Raw genomic sequence first — 18,727 nt, forward strand, 5'->3', positions numbered from 1 at the left:
CCATGCAAGGTACAGTGTTAGAAAAAATTGTTCAGGATAAAGCGGTTTGGGTTGAAGCGCGTAAGCAGCAGCAGCCGCTGTCCAGCTTTCAAAACAGCGTAGAACTGGCATCGCGTAATTTCTACGATGCACTGCAAGGAGCGCGTACTGCCTTTATTTTAGAATGCAAAAAGGCATCACCTTCTAAAGGTTTGATTCGCGCTGATTTTGATCCGGCAGCCATTGCAGGCGTTTATCGTCATTACGCTTCTGCCGTGTCGGTATTAACCGATGAAAAATACTTCCAGGGTGATTTTGCTTTCCTGCCCATTGTTAGCGCAGCGATTACTCAGCCGGTATTGTGCAAAGATTTCATTATCGATGCGTATCAAATTTATTTAGCCCGTCACTATCAGGCAGATGCCATTTTACTGATGCTATCGGTGCTGGACGATGATCAATATCGTCAGCTCGCCGCGGTAGCGCACAGCCTGAAAATGGGCGTGCTAACGGAAGTCAGCAACGAAGATGAGCTGGAGCGTGCCATTGCGCTGGAAGCCAAAGTGGTGGGTATTAATAACCGCGATCTGCGTGATATGTCGATTGATCTCAATCGGACTCGCCAACTGGCGCCACGTTTATCGCATGGCGTAACTGTCATCAGCGAATCGGGTATTAACAGCTACGCCGATATTCGTGAGCTTAGTCATTTTGCTAATGGTTTCCTGATCGGTTCTGCCCTGATGGAAGAAGATGATTTACAAAGCGCGGTGCGTCGCGTCACGCTGGGCAGCAATAAAGTCTGTGGGCTGACGCGAGCTGAAGATGCGCGCGCTGCGTACGAAGCCGGTGCGATTTTTGGTGGTCTGATTTTCGTTGAAAGCTCGCCACGTTATGTGGACAGCGTCAAAGCAAAAACGGTGATAGCAGGCGCACCACTGAGCTATGTAGGTGTTTATCGCAACGCTGCAATTAGTGACATTGTCACGCAAGCAGCAGAGTTACAGCTGGTTGCGATTCAGCTTCATGGCGATGAAGACCGTGCTTACGTCGCTGAATTACGGCAAGCCTTACCTGCATCCGTGAAAATCTGGAAAGCGTTGCGTATTGAAGGTGCTTTACCGGAACGCGACTGGCCACATGTTGATCGCTATGTCTTTGATAATGGAAACGGCGGCAGCGGCCAGCGCTTTGACTGGTCACTTTTGCAAGACCAAAAGCTCGATAATGTATTATTGGCAGGCGGATTAAGTGCTGACAACTGCGTTGAAGCGGCACGACAAGGTTGTGCGGGTCTCGACTTTAACTCTGGCGTGGAAAGTTCGCCGGGGATTAAAGATGCCAGCAAAATTGCGGCCGTGTTCCAGACGCTTCGCGCCTATTGATTTGCCGGACCCGCGTTGCTGCGGGTCAGAAAAAGAGAGATGAAAAAATGACGTTACTGAATCCCTATTTTGGCGAATTTGGCGGTATGTATGTACCGCAAATCTTGATGCCAGCCTTGCGCCAGCTGGAAGAAGCGTTTGTTGACGCGCAAAAAGACCCTGAGTTTCAGGCTGAATTCACCGATTTGTTGAAGAACTATGCGGGACGTCCCACAGCGTTAACGTTGTGTAAAAACCTGACTAAAGGCACCAAAACGCGTCTTTACCTGAAGCGTGAAGATCTGCTGCACGGCGGCGCGCATAAAACTAACCAGGTTCTGGGTCAGGCGCTGTTAGCGAAGCGCATGGGTAAAAACGAAATTATTGCCGAAACCGGTGCCGGGCAGCATGGCGTAGCTTCGGCATTGGCTTGTGCACTGCTTGGCATGAAATGCCGCATTTACATGGGTGCCAAAGATGTCGAGCGTCAGTCGCCTAACGTCTTTCGTATGCGTTTGATGGGTGCGGAAGTGATCCCTGTTCACAGCGGATCCGCGACCCTAAAAGATGCTTGTAACGAAGCATTGCGCGACTGGTCTGGTAGCTATGAAACCGCGCACTACATGTTGGGCACCGCTGCTGGCCCTCATCCTTTCCCAACTATTGTGCGTGAATTCCAACGCATGATTGGTGAAGAGACTAAAAAGCAGATCCTTGAAAGAGAAGGCCGCTTGCCAGATGTTGTGATCGCCTGCGTGGGCGGCGGTTCAAACGCTATCGGTATGTTTGCTGATTTCATTGATGATACCAGCGTGAAGTTAATTGGCGTTGAACCAGCAGGACACGGCATTGAAACCGGCGAGCACGGTGCTCCGCTGAAACATGGTCGCGTTGGCATTTACTTCGGTATGAAAGCGCCAATGATGCAGACAGAAGATGGACAGATTGAAGAGTCGTATTCGATTTCTGCCGGTCTCGATTTCCCGTCCGTTGGCCCTCAGCATGCACACCTGAACAGCATTGGCCGTGCCGACTACGTGTCCATCACTGATAATGAAGCCCTGGCTGCGTTTAAACAGTTGTGTCGTGCCGAAGGCATTATCCCCGCACTGGAATCGTCACACGCGCTGGCGCATGCACTGAAAATTATTCAGGCTGATCCTGAAAAAGAGCAGCTTATTGTGGTCAACCTTTCCGGTCGCGGCGACAAAGACATCTTCACCGTTCATGATATTTTGACAGCGCAGGGAGAAATCTGATGGAACGTTATGATCAACTGTTCAAGCGTCTGGCAGCGAACAAAGAAGGTGCTTTTGTTCCTTTCGTCACCTTGGGCGATCCGTCACCTGAACTCTCTTTGCGCGTAATTGATGCGCTGGTTGAAGGCGGTGCAGATGCGCTGGAGTTAGGCATTCCCTTTTCCGACCCGCTGGCTGATGGCCCGACAATTCAAAACGCAACATTGCGTGCCTTCGCTGCGGGTACCACGACGGCTCAATGTTTCGAAATGTTGGCAAGCATTCGTCAAAAATATCCCGACTTACCTATTGGCTTACTGATGTATGCCAACCTGGTGTTTGCGAATGGTATTGATGCGTTTTATGCACGCTGTGCAGAAGCTGGTGTGGATTCTGTATTAGTTGCTGATGTGCCGGTTGAGGAATCTGCGCCCTTCCGTCAGGCCGCCCTGCGCCATAATGTTGCGCCAATCTTCATTTGCCCACCAAACGCCAGCGATGATTTATTGCGTGAAATCGCTTCACATGGCCGTGGATATACTTATCTGCTGTCACGTGCCGGCGTAACCGGTGCTGAGAATCGCGCCAGCCTGCCGCTGCATCATCTGATCACCAAACTGCGTGAATACAATGCGGCCCCGCCTTTACAGGGTTTTGGTATCTCTGAACCTGGTCAGGTGAAAGAAGCCATTGCATCAGGTGCAGCGGGTGCTATCTCCGGATCGGCGATTGTGAAGATCATCGAAAAGAATCATGCACAACCTGACGTGATGCTGAGCGAGCTCAAAGCGTTCGTCAGCAATTTGAAAGCAGCCAGCCGCTAACAAAATCATGCCTTATCGTGCGGTAAGGCATGATTTCTTTCTCTTTTTATCTCCTCGCAGTTGCCCATTATTGAATTCTTGCACCACAATTAACTCGCGCCGTTATGGTAACGTCGCATCACCTTTGTGACAGGGAGAGAAGCAATGAAATGGTTTAAAGTGCTGACAGGTGCGTTGATTGCGAGTGTGGTTGCGCTGACACTGAGCGCCTGTGCGCCGACACCAACTAAAGAAGGCACCGGCGGTTATATTGATGACACTGTGGTAACGACTAAAGTTAAAGGTCAGCTTTTGAAAGATGACTCGCTGAAATCCACTGAAATCAATGTAGAAACCTTCAAAGGAAAAGTTCAGCTGAGCGGTTTTGTGAGTTCGCCACAAATGGCGAATCGTGCGGTAGAAGTGGCGCGAAGCGTAGCGGGTGTGAAATCTGTTGTGAATAACATGCAAATTAAATAGCACATTGTTCACCACTAAAAAGGCCGCTATGAAAAGCGGCCTTTTTTCTTTTATCAGAAACGGTAACCCGCACCGAAGAAAAATACCCAAGGATCGATACGCATATTAATGTTCTGCTGCTCACCGCCTGCTTTAAACTTCACTTCTGTATCAATATCCATGTACCACACCGAAGCATTCAGCATCCAGTCGCGGTTAATCTGGTAATCCAATCCAACTTGTCCCGCCATACCCCACGAATCTTTAACGCTCAAATCAGTTAAACCGGCATCGCGTCCAGTGTTATTAAAATCGGCATCATAAAACGTGGTGTAGTTAATACCTACGCCGATATAGGGGCGCGCTTTGCTTTTGCTGTCAAAAAAATAGTATTGCGCCATCAGCGTTGGCGGCAACTGGCGCACCGTGGCCAACGTGCCGGTTGGTCCCAAACCCACTTTGTGGCGGAACGGCGTCGCTGCAAGTAGTTCCACGCCAATGTTATCCGTTGCCATATAGGTAAAAGTCAGGCCAAGCTGCGTATCATTGCTGGCGGAGAATGATCCCATGCCCAGCACATTATCCGATCCTTCGGTTGGTCGTACGGTTGCGCTGCCTGCACGCATAAAAAAATCGCCAGCCTGATGAGCCAGTGCCAGTTGAGGTAATACCAGAGTCAGTAGCATCGCGCATTTTGCCAGTTTCATGGTCGCTCCTTTGCAAAATTTTAATGGTGGGAAGATGTTGTCATTTATTTGTCGGCAAAGGTTTAACGCGATTTTTTGAAAAATGCATCCAAATCATTTCGACTAATTTGCTTAAAAAACAAAGGATTGATTTAGATCAATTTAGACGGAGCCATGATGTTGAAAATAGAGCTTGCTGAAAAATTTGCCCCCGCTTATTTTGCTTATCTTCTCTGGTGATTTTGGTTCGATGCTCAGGAGTAGCTGGCGATCAAATGAGCGAAATAACAAATCCATGTATCAGCTGTGGCGCCTGTTGCGCCCACTTCCGTGTCTCTTTTTACTGGGCTGAAGCTCAAGACGCGGGCGGCGTTGTGCCCACTGAATTAACTGAACCTCTCAGCCTGTTGATGCGCAACATGATCGGCACCAATACGCGTACACCACGCTGTATCGCGTTAGAGGGTGAAATCGGCGGGTGCGTTTCTTGCGGTATTTATGAACAGCGGCCAACACCTTGTCGAGAGTTTGCCATGTCCGGTGAAAATGGTGAGTGGAACGAAGCCTGCGATCGCGCCAGAGCGCGTCACGGTCTTCCAGCACTTTTTCACCCATCTTTACCTGTGATGACAGAAAGTTATGCCGCGGCGGGTGCCAGCGAGCTGCCAGAACATGTACAATCGCCGGGTTAATCAACCCGGTTTCTCCAAGGAGTGTACATGTCTATCACGGCAAGCTCGTTATACCGTGACACTGGAAATTTTTTTCGCCACCAGTTATTAACTGTCGTGCTGATGTCGCTGTTGACCGCTTTTATCACGGTCATGCTGGCGCACGTGATGACGCCCGGTGAAGATCAATTGGCGATTTTGCAACAAGGCGATTCCAGCGCCACTTCTCTGTTTGACATGGTTCAGAATATGTCACCCGAACAGCAGCGTGTATTACTTCGCGCTTCCGCCGCGGGCACCTTTGCCGCGCTGGTGGGCAACGCCTTGCTGTTAGGTGGCATGCTGTGCCTGATCCCTATGGTCTCTTCCGGTCAACGCGTTAGCGCCTTACGTGCAATTGGTGCCTCTGCACCGCTGCTGCCGAAGCTGATACTGCAAACCTTCCTCATCACCTTGCTGGTTCAACTCGGCTTCATGGTGGTTTTAATCCCGGGCGTGATTTTTGCGATTCTGTTTTCGCTGGCACCTGTGATGTTAGCCAGTGAAAAAATGGGTGTATTCGCGTCTATGCGCGCCAGCATGCGTATGGCGTGGCAGAATATGAAGCTCATTGCTCCGGCTATTATTCTTTGGCTGCTGGCAAAAATCGCGGTTATGTTCTTCTTCTCCTCTTTGACCGTGCTGCCGGTAAATGTAACTTCAGTAATGCTGACCGCAGTGGGCAATCTGGTTTCCGTTGTCTTGATTATCTACCTGTACCGGCTCTATATGCTGTTACGTTAATTGTGGGTGCGCCTGCGGGCGCATCAACTAACGCCTCTGCCTTTACTGGAATGACTATGAAGCAGTTACTCGATTTTCTTCCCTTGGTGGTTTTTTTCGTTTTCTACAAGATGTACGACATCTTTGTCGCCTCCGGCGCGCTGATCGTTGCGACAGGCTTAGCCTTGGTTGTTAGCTGGGTGCTGTATCGCAAGCTAGAGAAAATGACTATCTTTACCTTTGTGCTGGTTGCAGTGTTTGGCACATTGACCCTGGTTTTCCATAACGATGAGTTCATTAAATGGAAAGTAACGGTGATTTACAGCCTGTTCGCGCTGGCATTGCTGTTTAGCCAATTTTTCATGAAACAACCGCTGATCCAGAGCATGTTAGGGAAAGAACTGCAGCTTCCTGGCCCCATCTGGCGTCGCTTGAATGTTGCCTGGGCGATGTTCTTCCTGATTTGCGGCCTGGCAAATATTTATGTGGCCTTTTGGTTGCCTCAGGAAGTTTGGGTTAACTTTAAAGTGTTTGGTTTGACCGGCCTTACCCTGCTGTTTACCTTATTCAGCGGACTCTACATCTGGCGACAGATGCCGCAAGAACAAAAATAATGATTCGCCCGGTACGCGCCGGGCAATTTTTGGCGCCTGCCGCCATCACCTGCATAAGAAACTGAAGCAATGGACGATAAGCATAAGTTGCCGCAAGGCGAAATGGTGTTGCGTACCTTAGCCATGCCGGCGGATACCAATGCCAATGGCGATATATTTGGTGGCTGGCTCATGTCGCAGATGGACATGGGCGGCGCAATTTTGGCTAAGGAAATTGCAGAAGGACGCGTAGTGACAGTGCGTGTGGACGGTATGACGTTCCTCAAGCCGGTCGCTGTGGGAGATGTCGTGAGCTGCCATGCCAATTGCATTCGCACTGGCAACAGCTCCATGACGATTAACGTTCAGGTATGGATCAAGAAAGTCTCGTCAGAACCGATTGGCCAGACATATTGCGCGACGGAAGCGGTGTTTATTTATGTTGCGGTGGATAATGAAGGAAACTCTCGTCCGCTGCCGCAAGGCCGAGCCAATCAGCAGCCCCATGCCTGAGTGACGTTGAAATAAACTGTGCTGGCGAAATCTAACGGATAAGGTTGAAAACTCTCAACGTCCGAGTCTGGGAAGGTGAGTCCGATGGTTAACAGAAAAACGCGTTAACTGTCGGACATCCCCCACATTACCCCATCCTCAATAAAGAACGGTTATTCGATACTTGCGCCACCGTTCATTTTGAACACGATATTCATGGTCAAATTTTGTCCCGGACGACCACTCTGATAACGCCACTTCTTCATCGCCTGCTTCACTTCTCGCTCAAACATATTACGCGGCTCCGCTGAGAGCACGCGGATGTTATCAACGCGGCCATCGCTATCCACATCAAACTGCACACGAACGCGCCCTTCTATACGTAATGCAAAAGCACGTGCGGGATAAGCAGGTTTGCTGACATTCAGCGCTTTGGGTCCATTTGAGACCGATTGTGTCGGCGCAGGATTCGTTTTAGGTGCAGTAGTCGGCTTAGTTTGTGTTGTCGGCGTCTCTTGCTTAAAGGGATTCGCCTGCGGTTTGCTTTCCTGACGCGGTTTCACTTCGCGCTTCGGCTGCTCGCGTTTGTGCTCTGGCTTAGGTTTCGGCTTCGGCTTCGGTTCGGGCTTAGGAATGGGAACGGGCACAGGCTTAGGCGGTTCCGGCGCAGGCTGTGGCTCAGGAACCGGTTCAGGCTCTGGCTCAGGTTGCGGTTCCGGTTGTGGCGGTTGTACAACAGCAGGTGCCGGTTCAGGCTGCACTTCTGGAGCCACCATCGTTACGCTGATCGGCTGCGACGCCTTAGGAACTTCAATAACCTGGTTATACGAGGCATACAGGACGCCTGCAATCACCGCGCCGTGTAATGCAACGGAAAGTAACATGGAAATCGGCGTGCGTTTTGGTAATGGCATAGTCAGCGTGGTCATAACAATCGCAGTCATTGAGTGAAGCAGCGATTTTAAATGCAAATAGCAATCAGTTTCAATAACTGCTGCAGCCAGGTTGAAAGAAAAGCGTTTTTTAAACCCTGGATGCTCACTAAAGTTGCGCATCTCTTCTTTCGTTTGCACTCTGATTAACGATCACTTAACGTGTTGCGAAATTCAGAAGAATTAATCGGAGCTACCAAGTGCTTTACGTCATTTATGCAGAAGACAATGCCGACTCACTGGAAAAACGTAACGCCGTGCGCCCTGCACATCTCGCACGCCTGAAACTGCTGCATGAAGAAGGTCGCCTGATCATTGCTGGACCCATGCCCGCTGTTGACAGCAACGATCCGGGTGTAGCGGGTTTTACGGGTTCAACGGTTATTGCTGAGTTTCCATCACTGGAAACCGCTCAATCCTGGGCTGAAGATGATCCTTACATTGCCGCAGGCGTATATAAGAACGTTGCGGTAAAGCCGTTCAAACGCGTTTTTTAATTTCCGCATTATATAAAAATGGCTTCTGAGCATCAGCGCAGAAGCCATTTTTTTTGATTGGGCTCTGCATTATGCAAATGGTTATTTTGGCGCTGCTGTTGGTTATTGCTGTACTGATTGGCTCAGCGATTATGCTGTGGCGCAAACATGGCTGGAAGCGTAGAAAGCATTTGATTGTCATGCTGATTGTTCTTGCCGCCGCGCTACAGCTGGTCAACCTAAAATTAGTGATGACCGGACATTAATAAAAAAGCCGCATCGTGCGGCTTTTTTATTTTATAAAATTTGCGTAATGAACAGAATGGAACGACGTTGCTGCTGAGCAAGTTGATGCCGAATGCCGTGAATGCGCTTATAGCGTCGTGACTGCCCTTCCAGCCAACGCGAGCGGCGGCGGTGAGCCTGACGTAACATTCTCCAGCGAGCTACTTCATTTTTGCTTCGTCTCATGACTTCCTCTCTGACATCGATATCACGCGGACGCATTATAGAGATCTGTACGCCAATGCCAAATCGTATCTCTTATCGTGAAGGGTCAACGATAAAGGGTTTCACTGACCGACATCTGCACGTAAACTTCTCAGACCAAAGCGCGAACAGGACGTCCACTTAATGACCACTTTTTACACGCTTATCAGTTGGTTATTGCTGTTTGGCTACTGGCTACTGATTGCCGGAGTCACGCTGCGAGTACTGATGAAGCGTCGTGCCGTGACCTCAGCCATGGCCTGGCTGTTAATTATCTATATTCTGCCGTTGGTTGGCATTATCGCTTATCTGTCGTTCGGCGAGCTACATTTAGGTAAACGGCGCGCCGAGCGTGCGCGCACCATGTGGCCTTCAACCGCAAGGTGGCTGAACGATCTTAAACAATGTCGTGAAATATTTGCCACCGAACACAGCGACGTAGCACGCTCACTTTTTCAGCTGTGTCAAAACCGTCAGGGCATTGCAGGCGTAAAAGGCAACCAGCTACAGCTGTTAACCAGCTCCGATGAAGTCATGCAGGCGCTGATTCGTGATATTCAGCTCGCTCGTCATAACATTGAAATGGTGTTCTATATCTGGCATCCCGGTGGCCTGGCGGATGAAGTTGCTGAGTCGTTGATGGCTGCCTCACGGCGTGGCGTACATTGCCGTCTGATGCTGGATTCAGCGGGCAGCGTAACGTTCTTCCGCAGCCCTTGGGTAGGAATGATGCGCAATGCGGGCATTGATGTGGTCGAAGCGTTGCAGGTCAGCTTGTTGCGTGTGTTTCTGCGCCGTATGGATCTCCGCCAGCACCGCAAAGTAGTATTAATCGACAACTATATTGCTTACACCGGTAGCATGAATCTGGTGGACCCACGCTTTTTCAAACAGGACGCAGGCGTAGGACAATGGGTCGATTTGATGGCGCGCATGGAAGGCCCCGTGGCTACCGCAATGGGCATTGTCTTTAGCTGTGACTGGGAAATTGAGACCGGCAAACGCATTCTTCCGCCGCCACCCGATCGCAACATCATGCCTTTCGAAAAAGAGAGTGGTCACACGGTACAAGTTATCGCCTCGGGTCCAGGTTTTCCCGAGGACATGATTCATCAGGCTTTGTTAACCGCAGTTTACTCCGCGCGTGAGCAATTGATCATGACCACGCCCTACTTCGTGCCCAGCGACGATCTGTTACATGCGATCTGCACCGCAGCTTTACGTGGCGTGAATGTTAGCATTGTGGTACCACGCCACAATGATTCACTGCTGGTAGGCTGGGCCAGCCGCGCCTTTTTCAGTGAGTTGCTGGAAGCGGGTGTTAAGATTTATCAGTTTGAGGATGGCTTGCTGCATACCAAAAGCGTGCTGGTTGATGGGCAACTCAGCCTGGTCGGTACGGTTAACCTGGATATGCGCAGCTTATGGCTCAACTTTGAGATCACCTTAGTGGTCGATGATGCAGGCTTTGGCAGCGACCTTGCTTGTGTTCAGGATGATTACATCGCCCGCTCAAGACTGCTGGATGGCAAGCGCTGGGCGAAACGTGCCTGGTGGCAACGTATCGTTGAACGACTGTTTTACTTCTTTAGTCCTTTACTGTAAAACGAGCAAAATTGTGTAAACGCCCTTGGGCAACAGGATAGATCATGGATTTAAATAATCGCCTTACCGAAGACGAAACCCTGGAACAGGCTTACGATATTTTTCTCGAACTGGCAGGTGACAACCTCGATCCGGCGGATATCATCCTCTTCAATTTACAATTCGAAGAGCGTGGCGGCGCAGAATTGTTCGATCCGTCTGAAGACTGGTCTGAACATGTTGATTACGATCTGAATCCAGACTTCTTCGCAGAAGTCGTGATCGGATTAGGTGAAGCGGACGGTGAACCGATCACTGATGTGTTTGCGCGCGTTCTGCTGTGCCGCGAGAAAGACAATAAACTGTGCCATATCTTGTGGCGTGAATAAGCGCCAATGATGAAAAAACGCCGGGCAACTGCCCGGCGTTTTGTTTTATAACGGATCGACCTTGAGGCAAGAGACAGCATGGCGGAAACTGCCTTCCAGTAATGGACGCGTTTTCGCACACTCTGGTCCAGCAATCGGGCAACGGGTGCGAAATACGCAGCCGGATGGCGGATTAATTGGCGAAGGCAGCTCACCTTCCAGCAATTGAATCTGCTTGTTCTTTTCCAGATCCGGGTCGGGAATGGGCACCGCTGACATCAACGCTTTGGTGTAAGGATGCTGCGGATTGCTATAAACCTCATCGTAAGTGCCTAATTCCACAGCATGTCCGAGATACATCACCAGGACACGATCGGAAATATGCTTCACGACAGCCAGGTCGTGCGCAATAAAAATCAGTGACAAGCCCATTTCACGTTGTAACTGCTGTAGCAGGTTGACCACCTGCGCCTGAATTGACACGTCGAGCGCTGAAACCGGCTCATCACAAATGATCAGTTTTGGCTCAAGAATCAGCGCACGCGCAATACCAATACGCTGACATTGGCCGCCTGAAAATTCATGCGGATAACGGTTTATCAGGTTTGGCAGTAACCCTACTTTCATCATCATATTTTTGACGCGATCTTTGACTTCCTGACGCGCCATTTTGGGATGATAGGTGCGCAGCGGCTCAGCAATGATGTCGCCAATGGTCATGCGCGGGTTCAGTGAAGCCAGCGGATCCTGGAAAATCATCTGGATATCGCTGCGGGCTTTACGCCACTCCTCTTCACTTTGTCCCAGCAGGTCGCGCCCTAACCACGCAACGCGGCCATCTGTGGCTTTTACCAAGCCGATGATCGCACGCGCTAAGGTGGATTTGCCACAGCCTGACTCTCCGACCACGCCCAGCGTCTCGCCTTCGTACAAACGCAGGCTGACGCCGTCCACCGCTTTTAAGCTTTTTGATGGCTGCCAGAACCACTGTTTGCCATCTTTGATATCGAAATGCACCTTCAGGTCGGCGATTTCAAGCAACACTCTTTTCTCAGCTACGGTGCTCATACTAATTCCTCCACCGGTTTGAAGCAGGCGCGTAAACGTCCCTCTTCAAACGGTAATAGCGGCGGCGCTTGGGTACAGATGTCCATGGCGTGAGGACAGCGCGGCTGGAACGGACAACCTTGCGGCAGGCGCAGCAGATTGGGTGGATTTCCTGGAATGGTCGTCAGGCTCTCACCTTCTGCATCCAGACGCGGAACGGCATTGAGCAGTCCAATCGAATAAGGGTGTGCCGGTTTATAGAACACATCGCGCGCACGACCATATTCCATGGTACGTCCGGCATACATGACCAGCACTTTGTCGCAGATCCCGGCCACGACACCCAGATCATGGGTGATCATGATAATGGCCGTGTTGAACTCACGCTTCAGATCGTTCAGCAACGTCATGATCTGCGCTTGCACTGTCACATCCAACGCTGTAGTAGGTTCATCTGCAATCAGCAACTTTGGACGACACATCAGCGCCATAGCGATCATGACGCGCTGACGCATACCACCAGAAAACTCATGCGGATACATCTTCATGCGCTTGCGCGCTTCCGGCATTTTTACTGCGTCTAGCATGCGCACTGACTCTTCAAACGCCTGTGCGCTGTTCATGCCCTTGTGTAGCTTAAGCACTTCCATCAACTGCTCACCCACGCGCATATAGGGATTGAGCGATGTCATGGGATCCTGAAAGATCATGGCAATCTGCTCGGCACGCAGTTTATTTAGCTTTTTCTCGGGCAGATTGAGAATCTCATTGCCGTTGAACATCGCCGAACCGCCGATGCGGCCGTTTTTCGCCAACAGCCCCATTAATGCAAAAGCGGTTTGTGATTTGCCTGAACCAGACTCGCCGACAATACCCAGCGTTTCGCCAGCACGCAGTGAGAAATTCAGGTCATTAACGGCGGTGACATCGCCATCATGCGTATCGAAGGTGACGCGTAAATCTTTAACATCTAACAGCAGATCACTTCCCGAACGGGCAGCCAGGGCTGGCTGAAATTCATGAATAGTCATCGGGAAATTCCTTAACGATCTTTCGGGTCGAGGGCATCACGCAGGCCATCGCCGATAAAGTTAAAACAAAACAGCGTAACGACCAGGAAACCCGCCGGGAAAAACAGCAGCCACGGAGAGACTTCCATTGAATTGGCGCCGTCACTGAGCAACGCACCCCAACTGCTGAGCGGCTCTTGCGTACCTAAGCCGAGGAAGCTCAGGAATGATTCGAACAGAATCATACTCGGCACCAGCAAAGAGGCGTACACCACCACCACGCCAAGCACGTTCGGCACGATATGACGTAACACAATGTTGAACGTTGAGACGCCGCCAACATGCGCTGCTTCTATGAACTCTTTGCGTTTTAGTCCCAGGGTTTGACCACGTACAATACGTGCCATATCCAGCCACGAAACCATGCCGATGGCGGCAAAGATCAGCAAAATGTTACGGCCAAAGAAAGTCACCAGCAAAATGACGAAGAACATGAACGGAAATGAGTTCAGTATTTCAAGAATACGCATCATGACCGAGTCAGTTTTCCCGCCGAGATAACCGGCAACCGAACCGTATAACGTGCCGACAATCACCGCGATCAACGCGGAAGCAATCCCTACCATCAAGGAAATTCGACCGCCAATGGCAACGCGCACTAACAAGTCACGTCCCGAAGAGTCGGTGCCAAACCAGTGTCCTGACGTGGTGTCTGGCGTTGCGGACATCATGCCCCAATCGGTGTCGTCATAGGCGAACTGCGACAGCATCGGTGCAATGATGACAAACAGCGTAATCAACAGCAGAACCAACAAACTGATCAATGCTGCACGGTTATGGATAAAGCGGCGACGCGCATCCTGCCAAAGGCTGCGCCCTTCTACTTCCAGTTTTTCACTGAATGCATCAAGAGCTTCGCTGTTTTTCTTACTCAACATCATGGCGAACTCCAGAATCAGTAGCGAATTTTTGGATCGATGACGGCATAAAGCACGTCGACAATCGCGTTAAATACAATGGTAAGCACACCGACCAGAATCGTCAGGCTCATGACCAGCGAGTAATCGCGGTTTAATGCGCCATTGACGAACAGCTGGCCTATGCCTGGCAGACCGTAAATAGACTCGATCACCATTGAACCGGTGATGATGCCGACAAAAGCCGGTCCCATATAGGAGATAACAGGCAGCAGTGCGGGTTTCAGCGCATGGCGTAAAACGATACGGTGCAGCGGCAAGCCTTTGGCGCGGGCAGTACGAATAAAGTTAGAGTGCATGACTTCAATCATCGAACCACGAGTAATACGCGCGATGCTGGCGATGTAAGCCAGCGAAAGGGCTACCATCGGCAGCAGCATGTAGTTCCATTGTCCGCCGTTCCAGCCACCACCCGGTAACCACTTCAGCGTGATCGCGAATACCAAGACCAGCAGCGGCGCGACCACAAAACTGGGTATCACCACGCCGGTCATTGCCACCCCCATCACGGCGTAATCCCATAGGCTGTTTTGCCGCAAAGCGGCGACCACACCCGCCGTCACACCCAGCACCATTGCCAGCAAAAAGGCCGCCAGTCCAAGCTTGGCCGAAACCGGGAAGGCATGGGCGACAAGGTAGTTCACGGAGTAATCTTTGTATTTAAATGATGGGCCAAAGTCGCCATGACCGAGCTGAACCAGATAATCCAGATATTGCTTACCGATCGGATCGTTGAGGTGATATTTCGCCTCAATGTTGGCCATGACTTCTGGCGATAATGTGCGCTCGCCGCTGAATGGGCTGCCGGGCGCCAGGCGCATCATAAAAAATGAGATCGTAATCAAGACGAAGAGCGTCGGGATTGCTTCAAGCAATCGACGCAGAATGAATTTTAACATTGCCGTATCCACCAGGCTGTTGCTTCACAACGCAATAAAACTAAAAAAGGCGGCGCGAGAAGCGCCGCCGCTGCCGATAGCCTGTGTGCTATTAATGTTTAATGATATACAAGTTTTTGTCGTAGACGTTGTCCAGTGGATCTTTACCGGTATAACCACCGACATAAGGTTTCACCAGACGCGCGTTCACGTAATAGAACAGCGGTACAATCACTGAATCTTTATCAAGAACTTGTTCAGCTTGCTGATAATCTGCCGCGCGCGCTTTGTCATCTGCTGCGCTTAAGGCTTCATGTACCGCTTTATCGAAGTCAGCACTCTTGTAATGCGAGGTGTTGTTGCTGCTGTCTGACAACATAATGTTCAGGAATGAAGTCGGTTCATTGTAGTCAGCACACCATGCTGCGCGTGAAACATCAAAGTTCCCCTGATGACGCGTATCCAGGAAGGTTTTCCATTCCTGATTTTCCAGCTTGATGTTAACGCCAATGTTTTTCTTCCAGATAGAAGATGCTGCGATTGCCAATTTCTTATGCAAATCGGAGGTGTTGTACAGCAGATTGAAGGTCAACGGCTTATCCGCCGTGTAACCCGCTTCGGCTAACAATTTTTTCGCTTCTTCATTACGTTTTTCTTGCGGCCATTTGAACCAGTCTGGCGGCAGAATATCCATGCCATCGGTTGCCGGAGGCGTGAAGCTGTAAGCCGGCATCTGGCCTTGCGCCAGGACTTTATTTACGATGATGTCACGATCGATACCCAGCTTCAGCGCAGCACGAACGCGTGGATCGGTAAACGGCGCTTTTTGGTTATTGATTTCGTAATAATAAGTACAGAGATAAGGATCAACATGCAGCTCTTTGCCATTGTCACGCTGTAGCTTTTTGAATAGCTCGATTGGCATGTTGTTATAAGTCATATCACTGCCGTTATCTGAGAAGTAGCGGTTAACATCGCTGACTTCTGAAGAGATTGGCAGGAACGTCACTTTATTCAGCACGGTATGGGCATTGTCCCAATACTGCGGGTTACGAACCAGCGTAATACGTTCGTTGATAATGTGTGATTCCAGTTTAAATGCGCCGTTGCCGATCCAGTTTTGCGGCTGAGTCCACTGATCACCAAATTTTTCAATTGCTGGTTTGTATACAGGTGACATAGAGGGATGAATGAGCAGCTTATAGAAATAAGGCACACCTTCGCTCAATGTCACTTCCAGCGTGTGGTCATCAATGGCTTTTACGCCCAGCTCAGACGGTTTTTTCTTGCCTGCAATGATGTCATCAACATTCAGCAGATGGCCGTACTGCAGATAGCTGGCGTAAGGGGAAGCCGTTTTTGGATCGGCCAGGCGCTGCCAGCTAAAGACGAAATCTTGTGCGGTAACGGGCTCACCGTTAGACCATTTGGCGTCTTTACGGAGATGGAAAGTCCAGACTTTAGCCTCTTTATTTTCCCAGCTTTCAGCCACGCCCGGAACAGGTTTACCCTGAACATCACTGATCAACAGACCTTCTAACAAATCGCGGTTAACGTTTGATTCAGGTACGCCTTCAATTTTGTGCGGATCCAGCGACTGCACTTCATCGCCATTACCTTTAATCAGTTCTTGCTTTGCCGCTAATTCAACGCCAGATGGCACTGATGCCGCCTGAACAGCGTTCCCTGCCAGCGCGCTCATCGCCGCGAACACACCTGCTGCGATAAGGCTTTTCTTCGTGATGTTGTTCATTATTACACTCCAGTTTTTTTATTTTCACCCAGGCATTGTTCCGCCTTGGCGTCCCCCGTTTCCGGGATCCTCGGTGTGAGCACCTGAGGATGTCATCGACCCCGAATGGTGGCCTTTACGGTCGCTAACTTCCCGGCTGTCTCGCCAGGTAAATTCGCGACTTAATGTTGTTTAATGAAATAGTATTTCAGGTCTGTCATGTCTTGCGGATCGGTGCCGGTAAACCCGCCCACCCAAGGTTTCACCAGACGTACACTAACGCGGTAGTAAACTGGCACAATTGGTGAGTCTTTGTCGAGTTGTGTTTCAGCTTGCTGATAGAGCGCTGCGCGCTGTGCTTCATCACTGGCGTTAAGGGATTGAGCCATTAACCGATCAAAATTTTCGCTGCTGTAAAAAGCCGTATTGATTGAGGCATTACTGATCAGCATATTCAGGAAAGTGGAAGGTTCATTGTAGTCCGCACACCATGTTGCGCGAACGACATCGTATTGTGCCTGGTGACGCGTTTCGAGCAGGGTTTTCCACTCCTGATTTTGCAAATTAACTGTTGCGCCAAGATTTTTTTGCCACATCGATGCCGCCGCAATCGCCTGCTTTTTATTTTGATCTGACGTGTTATAAAGCAACGTGAACCGCAGTGGATTTTTAGCATCAAAACCAGCCTCAGCGAGCAATTTCTTCGCTTGTTCATTACGTTGCTGCTGTGATTGCTCAAACCACGCCGGTGGCGATAATGTCATGCCTGCGGTAAAGGGCGGCGTTAAGCTATAGGCAGGAATTTGCCCTTGTCCCATGATTTTATTGGCGATGATATCGCGATCTAACGTCATTTTGATGGCCGCGCGCACGCGAGGATCATTAAATGGCGGCTTCTTGTTATTTATCTCGTAATAGAAGGTGCAGAGCAGCGGGCTGACTTTGACCTGATCGCCAAGCTCACCCTGCAGGCGCTTGAACATTTCAGGCGGAACCGCGCTGTTAGAGATATCAGTGCCGCCACTGCGGTAGCGATTGATGTCACTGTTTTCGGAAGAAATGGGTAAGAAGGTGCCCTGCTCAATCACAGTGCGTGCGTTGTTCCAGTAAAGCGGATTGCGCTTCAGCACGATTTTCTCGTTCACCACCCAGTCGTTCAAGGTGTATGCGCCATTGCCCACGTAATGTCCTGGACGCGTCCAGGCTTCACCCCACTGTTTTATGGCGGGTGCGTAGACCGGTTTCATTGCGGTATGTGCCAGCATGGCAACCAGGTAAGGCACGGGCTCACTCAAGGTGATTTGCAGATGCCGATCGTCTAGCGCTTTTACACCCAGTTGCTCGGGCGACATTTTACCATCAAGGACGTTATCTATATTCGTAAAATGCGCAGCCTGAAGATAGCTTGCATAAGGCGAAGCGGTTTTAGGATCGGCGAGTCGGCGCCAGCTGTAGACAAAATCTTGCGCAGTGACGGGTTTTCCGTCGCTCCATTTGGCGTTATTGCGCAGCGTGAAGACCCAGACTTTGCCCTGCTGGTTTTGCCATGATTCCGCCACGCCCGGCACGACCTTGCCGGCGTTGTCGGTATTCACCAATCCATCAAGTAAATTCAAAATAATATTTGATTCAGGTACACCTTCGGTTTTATGCGGATCGAGTGAAGCCACTTCACTGCCATTGTTAATAACAATTTGTTGATTAGGCGCAAGCTTGATGTCATCAGGAACCGTTGCAGCGTAAGTGAGGGGCATGACGAGCGCTAAGCTCATGGCTAAATGCATCACAGTTTTTTGCGAGTTAATTATCCCAATCATTCGACAGCGCCAACCTTAAATTTATAAATCCCGATAGCCTTTAAGCAAAAATCGTTCTCACTTTTGTCTGATCGGTAAAATTTTTTTGGAGCGACGAAATTATCAGAAGCATTCGAAGGGCGCCAAAGCAAAATAACAAAAATGTTACCTGATTCTCTTTTATCATGAGAATTGCTTGGGCGAAAGTGTTAATTTTTAGCCTGAAAATAGATTAAACACATGAAAAATAAGACTTAAAACCTAATGATGACGTTAATACGCTCACAAAATGACAATTATGTATTTTTTTAGTGATAATGCGGGAAAGCGTCAAGAGAGTGGTAATAAAAGAGGGATTAGCAGATAAAAATGGTTTTTAGTAACGTGAAGA

General features: G+C 49.9%; 21 protein-coding genes. 12 read left to right on the forward strand and 9 right to left on the reverse strand.

Going from position 1 to position 18,727, the window contains the following annotated elements:
• Window positions 1–2 precede the first annotated feature (2 nt).
• The 4 genes from trpCF (at window position 3) to SC127_RS22395 (ending at window position 3,864) form a co-directional block, all read left to right on the forward strand.
• Window positions 3–1,364 (forward strand): bifunctional indole-3-glycerol-phosphate synthase TrpC/phosphoribosylanthranilate isomerase TrpF, encoded by a 1,362-nt coding sequence (trpCF, locus tag SC127_RS22380; protein ID WP_332628207.1) that lies wholly within the window; start codon window positions 3–5, stop codon window positions 1,362–1,364.
• 47 nt (window positions 1,365–1,411) lie between these two features.
• The gene (gene trpB / locus SC127_RS22385) at window positions 1,412–2,602 is read left to right on the forward strand and encodes a tryptophan synthase subunit beta (protein WP_332628209.1); all 1,191 of its coding nucleotides are present in this window, start codon (window positions 1,412–1,414) and stop codon (window positions 2,600–2,602) included.
• Window positions 2,602–3,405, forward strand: coding sequence for a tryptophan synthase subunit alpha (trpA, locus tag SC127_RS22390; protein WP_243077825.1), 804 nt, complete (start codon window positions 2,602–2,604; stop codon window positions 3,403–3,405). Before trpB ends, trpA begins: the two co-directional genes overlap by 1 nt.
• Window positions 3,406–3,549: 144 nt before the next feature.
• On the forward strand, window positions 3,550–3,864 hold the full coding sequence (locus tag SC127_RS22395) for a BON domain-containing protein (protein ID WP_215846688.1): 315 nt from the start codon (window positions 3,550–3,552) through the stop codon (window positions 3,862–3,864).
• Window positions 3,865–3,917: 53 nt separating this feature from the next.
• Here SC127_RS22395 and ompW read toward each other — a convergent pair whose 3' ends face one another.
• Window positions 3,918–4,550, reverse strand: coding sequence for an outer membrane protein OmpW (gene ompW, locus SC127_RS22400; RefSeq protein WP_243077824.1), 633 nt, complete (start codon window positions 4,548–4,550; stop codon window positions 3,918–3,920).
• Between the two features lie 254 nt (window positions 4,551–4,804).
• On the opposite strand from ompW, the gene SC127_RS22405 reads away from it, so the two are divergent.
• The 4 genes from SC127_RS22405 to yciA all read left to right on the forward strand — a co-directional run bounded on the left by SC127_RS22405 (window position 4,805) and on the right by yciA (window position 7,068).
• The gene (locus SC127_RS22405) at window positions 4,805–5,221 is read left to right on the forward strand and encodes a YkgJ family cysteine cluster protein (RefSeq protein ID WP_215846687.1); all 417 of its coding nucleotides are present in this window, start codon (window positions 4,805–4,807) and stop codon (window positions 5,219–5,221) included.
• Window positions 5,222–5,248: 27 nt separating this feature from the next.
• Window positions 5,249–5,983 (forward strand): YciC family protein, encoded by a 735-nt coding sequence (locus tag SC127_RS22410; RefSeq protein WP_243077823.1) that lies wholly within the window; start codon window positions 5,249–5,251, stop codon window positions 5,981–5,983.
• A 56-nt stretch (window positions 5,984–6,039) separates the two neighbouring features.
• The gene (locus SC127_RS22415; protein WP_243077822.1) at window positions 6,040–6,576 is read left to right on the forward strand and encodes a septation protein A; all 537 of its coding nucleotides are present in this window, start codon (window positions 6,040–6,042) and stop codon (window positions 6,574–6,576) included.
• A gap of 69 nt (window positions 6,577–6,645) precedes the next feature.
• Window positions 6,646–7,068 (forward strand): acyl-CoA thioester hydrolase YciA, encoded by a 423-nt coding sequence (gene yciA, locus SC127_RS22420; protein WP_215846685.1) that lies wholly within the window; start codon window positions 6,646–6,648, stop codon window positions 7,066–7,068.
• A gap of 152 nt (window positions 7,069–7,220) precedes the next feature.
• Here the strand turns inward: yciA and tonB are convergent, their stop codons facing one another.
• Window positions 7,221–7,976: a TonB system transport protein TonB gene (tonB, locus tag SC127_RS22425; RefSeq protein ID WP_332628272.1), complete on the reverse strand. Its 756-nt coding sequence runs from the start codon at window positions 7,974–7,976 to the stop codon at window positions 7,221–7,223.
• 203 nt (window positions 7,977–8,179) lie between these two features.
• Here tonB and SC127_RS22430 point away from each other — a divergent pair, with 203 nt between their 5' ends.
• Entirely contained in the window at window positions 8,180–8,476 is a 297-nt protein-coding gene (locus tag SC127_RS22430; RefSeq protein ID WP_215846684.1) for a YciI family protein, read from the forward strand.
• 71 nt (window positions 8,477–8,547) lie between these two features.
• Window positions 8,548–8,721 (forward strand): hypothetical protein, encoded by a 174-nt coding sequence (locus tag SC127_RS22435; RefSeq protein ID WP_215846683.1) that lies wholly within the window; start codon window positions 8,548–8,550, stop codon window positions 8,719–8,721.
• Window positions 8,722–8,752: 31 nt separating this feature from the next.
• Here the strand turns inward: SC127_RS22435 and SC127_RS22440 are convergent, their stop codons facing one another.
• Entirely contained in the window at window positions 8,753–8,926 is a 174-nt protein-coding gene (locus tag SC127_RS22440) for a YciY family protein (RefSeq protein WP_215846682.1), read from the reverse strand.
• Between the two features lie 162 nt (window positions 8,927–9,088).
• Here SC127_RS22440 and cls point away from each other — a divergent pair, with 162 nt between their 5' ends.
• Window positions 9,089–10,549, forward strand: a complete 1,461-nt coding sequence (cls, locus tag SC127_RS22445; RefSeq protein WP_215846681.1) for a cardiolipin synthase — start codon at window positions 9,089–9,091, stop codon at window positions 10,547–10,549.
• Between the two features lie 44 nt (window positions 10,550–10,593).
• Window positions 10,594–10,917 carry an HI1450 family dsDNA-mimic protein gene (locus SC127_RS22450; RefSeq protein ID WP_215846680.1) on the forward strand — a complete coding sequence of 108 codons (324 nt, stop codon included), beginning with the start codon at window positions 10,594–10,596 and terminating at the stop codon, window positions 10,915–10,917.
• Window positions 10,918–10,962: 45 nt separating this feature from the next.
• On the opposite strand, the gene oppF is transcribed toward SC127_RS22450, so the two are convergent.
• The 6 genes from oppF to SC127_RS22480 all read right to left on the reverse strand — a co-directional run bounded on the left by oppF (window position 10,963) and on the right by SC127_RS22480 (window position 18,312).
• Window positions 10,963–11,964, reverse strand: a complete 1,002-nt coding sequence (oppF, locus tag SC127_RS22455; protein WP_243077820.1) for a murein tripeptide/oligopeptide ABC transporter ATP binding protein OppF — start codon at window positions 11,962–11,964, stop codon at window positions 10,963–10,965.
• Window positions 11,961–12,974: an ABC transporter ATP-binding protein gene (locus tag SC127_RS22460; RefSeq protein WP_215846678.1), complete on the reverse strand. Its 1,014-nt coding sequence runs from the start codon at window positions 12,972–12,974 to the stop codon at window positions 11,961–11,963. The genes oppF and SC127_RS22460 overlap by 4 nt, the downstream gene beginning before the upstream one ends.
• Window positions 12,975–12,985: 11 nt before the next feature.
• A complete protein-coding gene (gene oppC, locus SC127_RS22465) occupies window positions 12,986–13,894 on the reverse strand; it encodes an oligopeptide ABC transporter permease OppC (protein WP_243077819.1) in 909 nt (302 codons plus the stop codon).
• A gap of 14 nt (window positions 13,895–13,908) precedes the next feature.
• A complete protein-coding gene (oppB, locus tag SC127_RS22470) occupies window positions 13,909–14,829 on the reverse strand; it encodes an oligopeptide ABC transporter permease OppB (RefSeq protein ID WP_215846676.1) in 921 nt (306 codons plus the stop codon).
• A 91-nt stretch (window positions 14,830–14,920) separates the two neighbouring features.
• Window positions 14,921–16,561, reverse strand: a complete 1,641-nt coding sequence (gene oppA, locus SC127_RS22475) for an oligopeptide ABC transporter substrate-binding protein OppA (RefSeq protein WP_243077818.1) — start codon at window positions 16,559–16,561, stop codon at window positions 14,921–14,923.
• 161 nt (window positions 16,562–16,722) lie between these two features.
• Entirely contained in the window at window positions 16,723–18,312 is a 1,590-nt protein-coding gene (locus SC127_RS22480; RefSeq protein WP_332628218.1) for an ABC transporter substrate-binding protein, read from the reverse strand.
• Window positions 18,313–18,727: the final 415 nt, after the last annotated feature.

Origin of the sequence: Pantoea sp. T14 (assembly GCF_036663535.1) — a bacterium.
In the GTDB taxonomy this organism is placed as follows: domain Bacteria; phylum Pseudomonadota; class Gammaproteobacteria; order Enterobacterales; family Enterobacteriaceae; genus Pantoea; species Pantoea phytostimulans.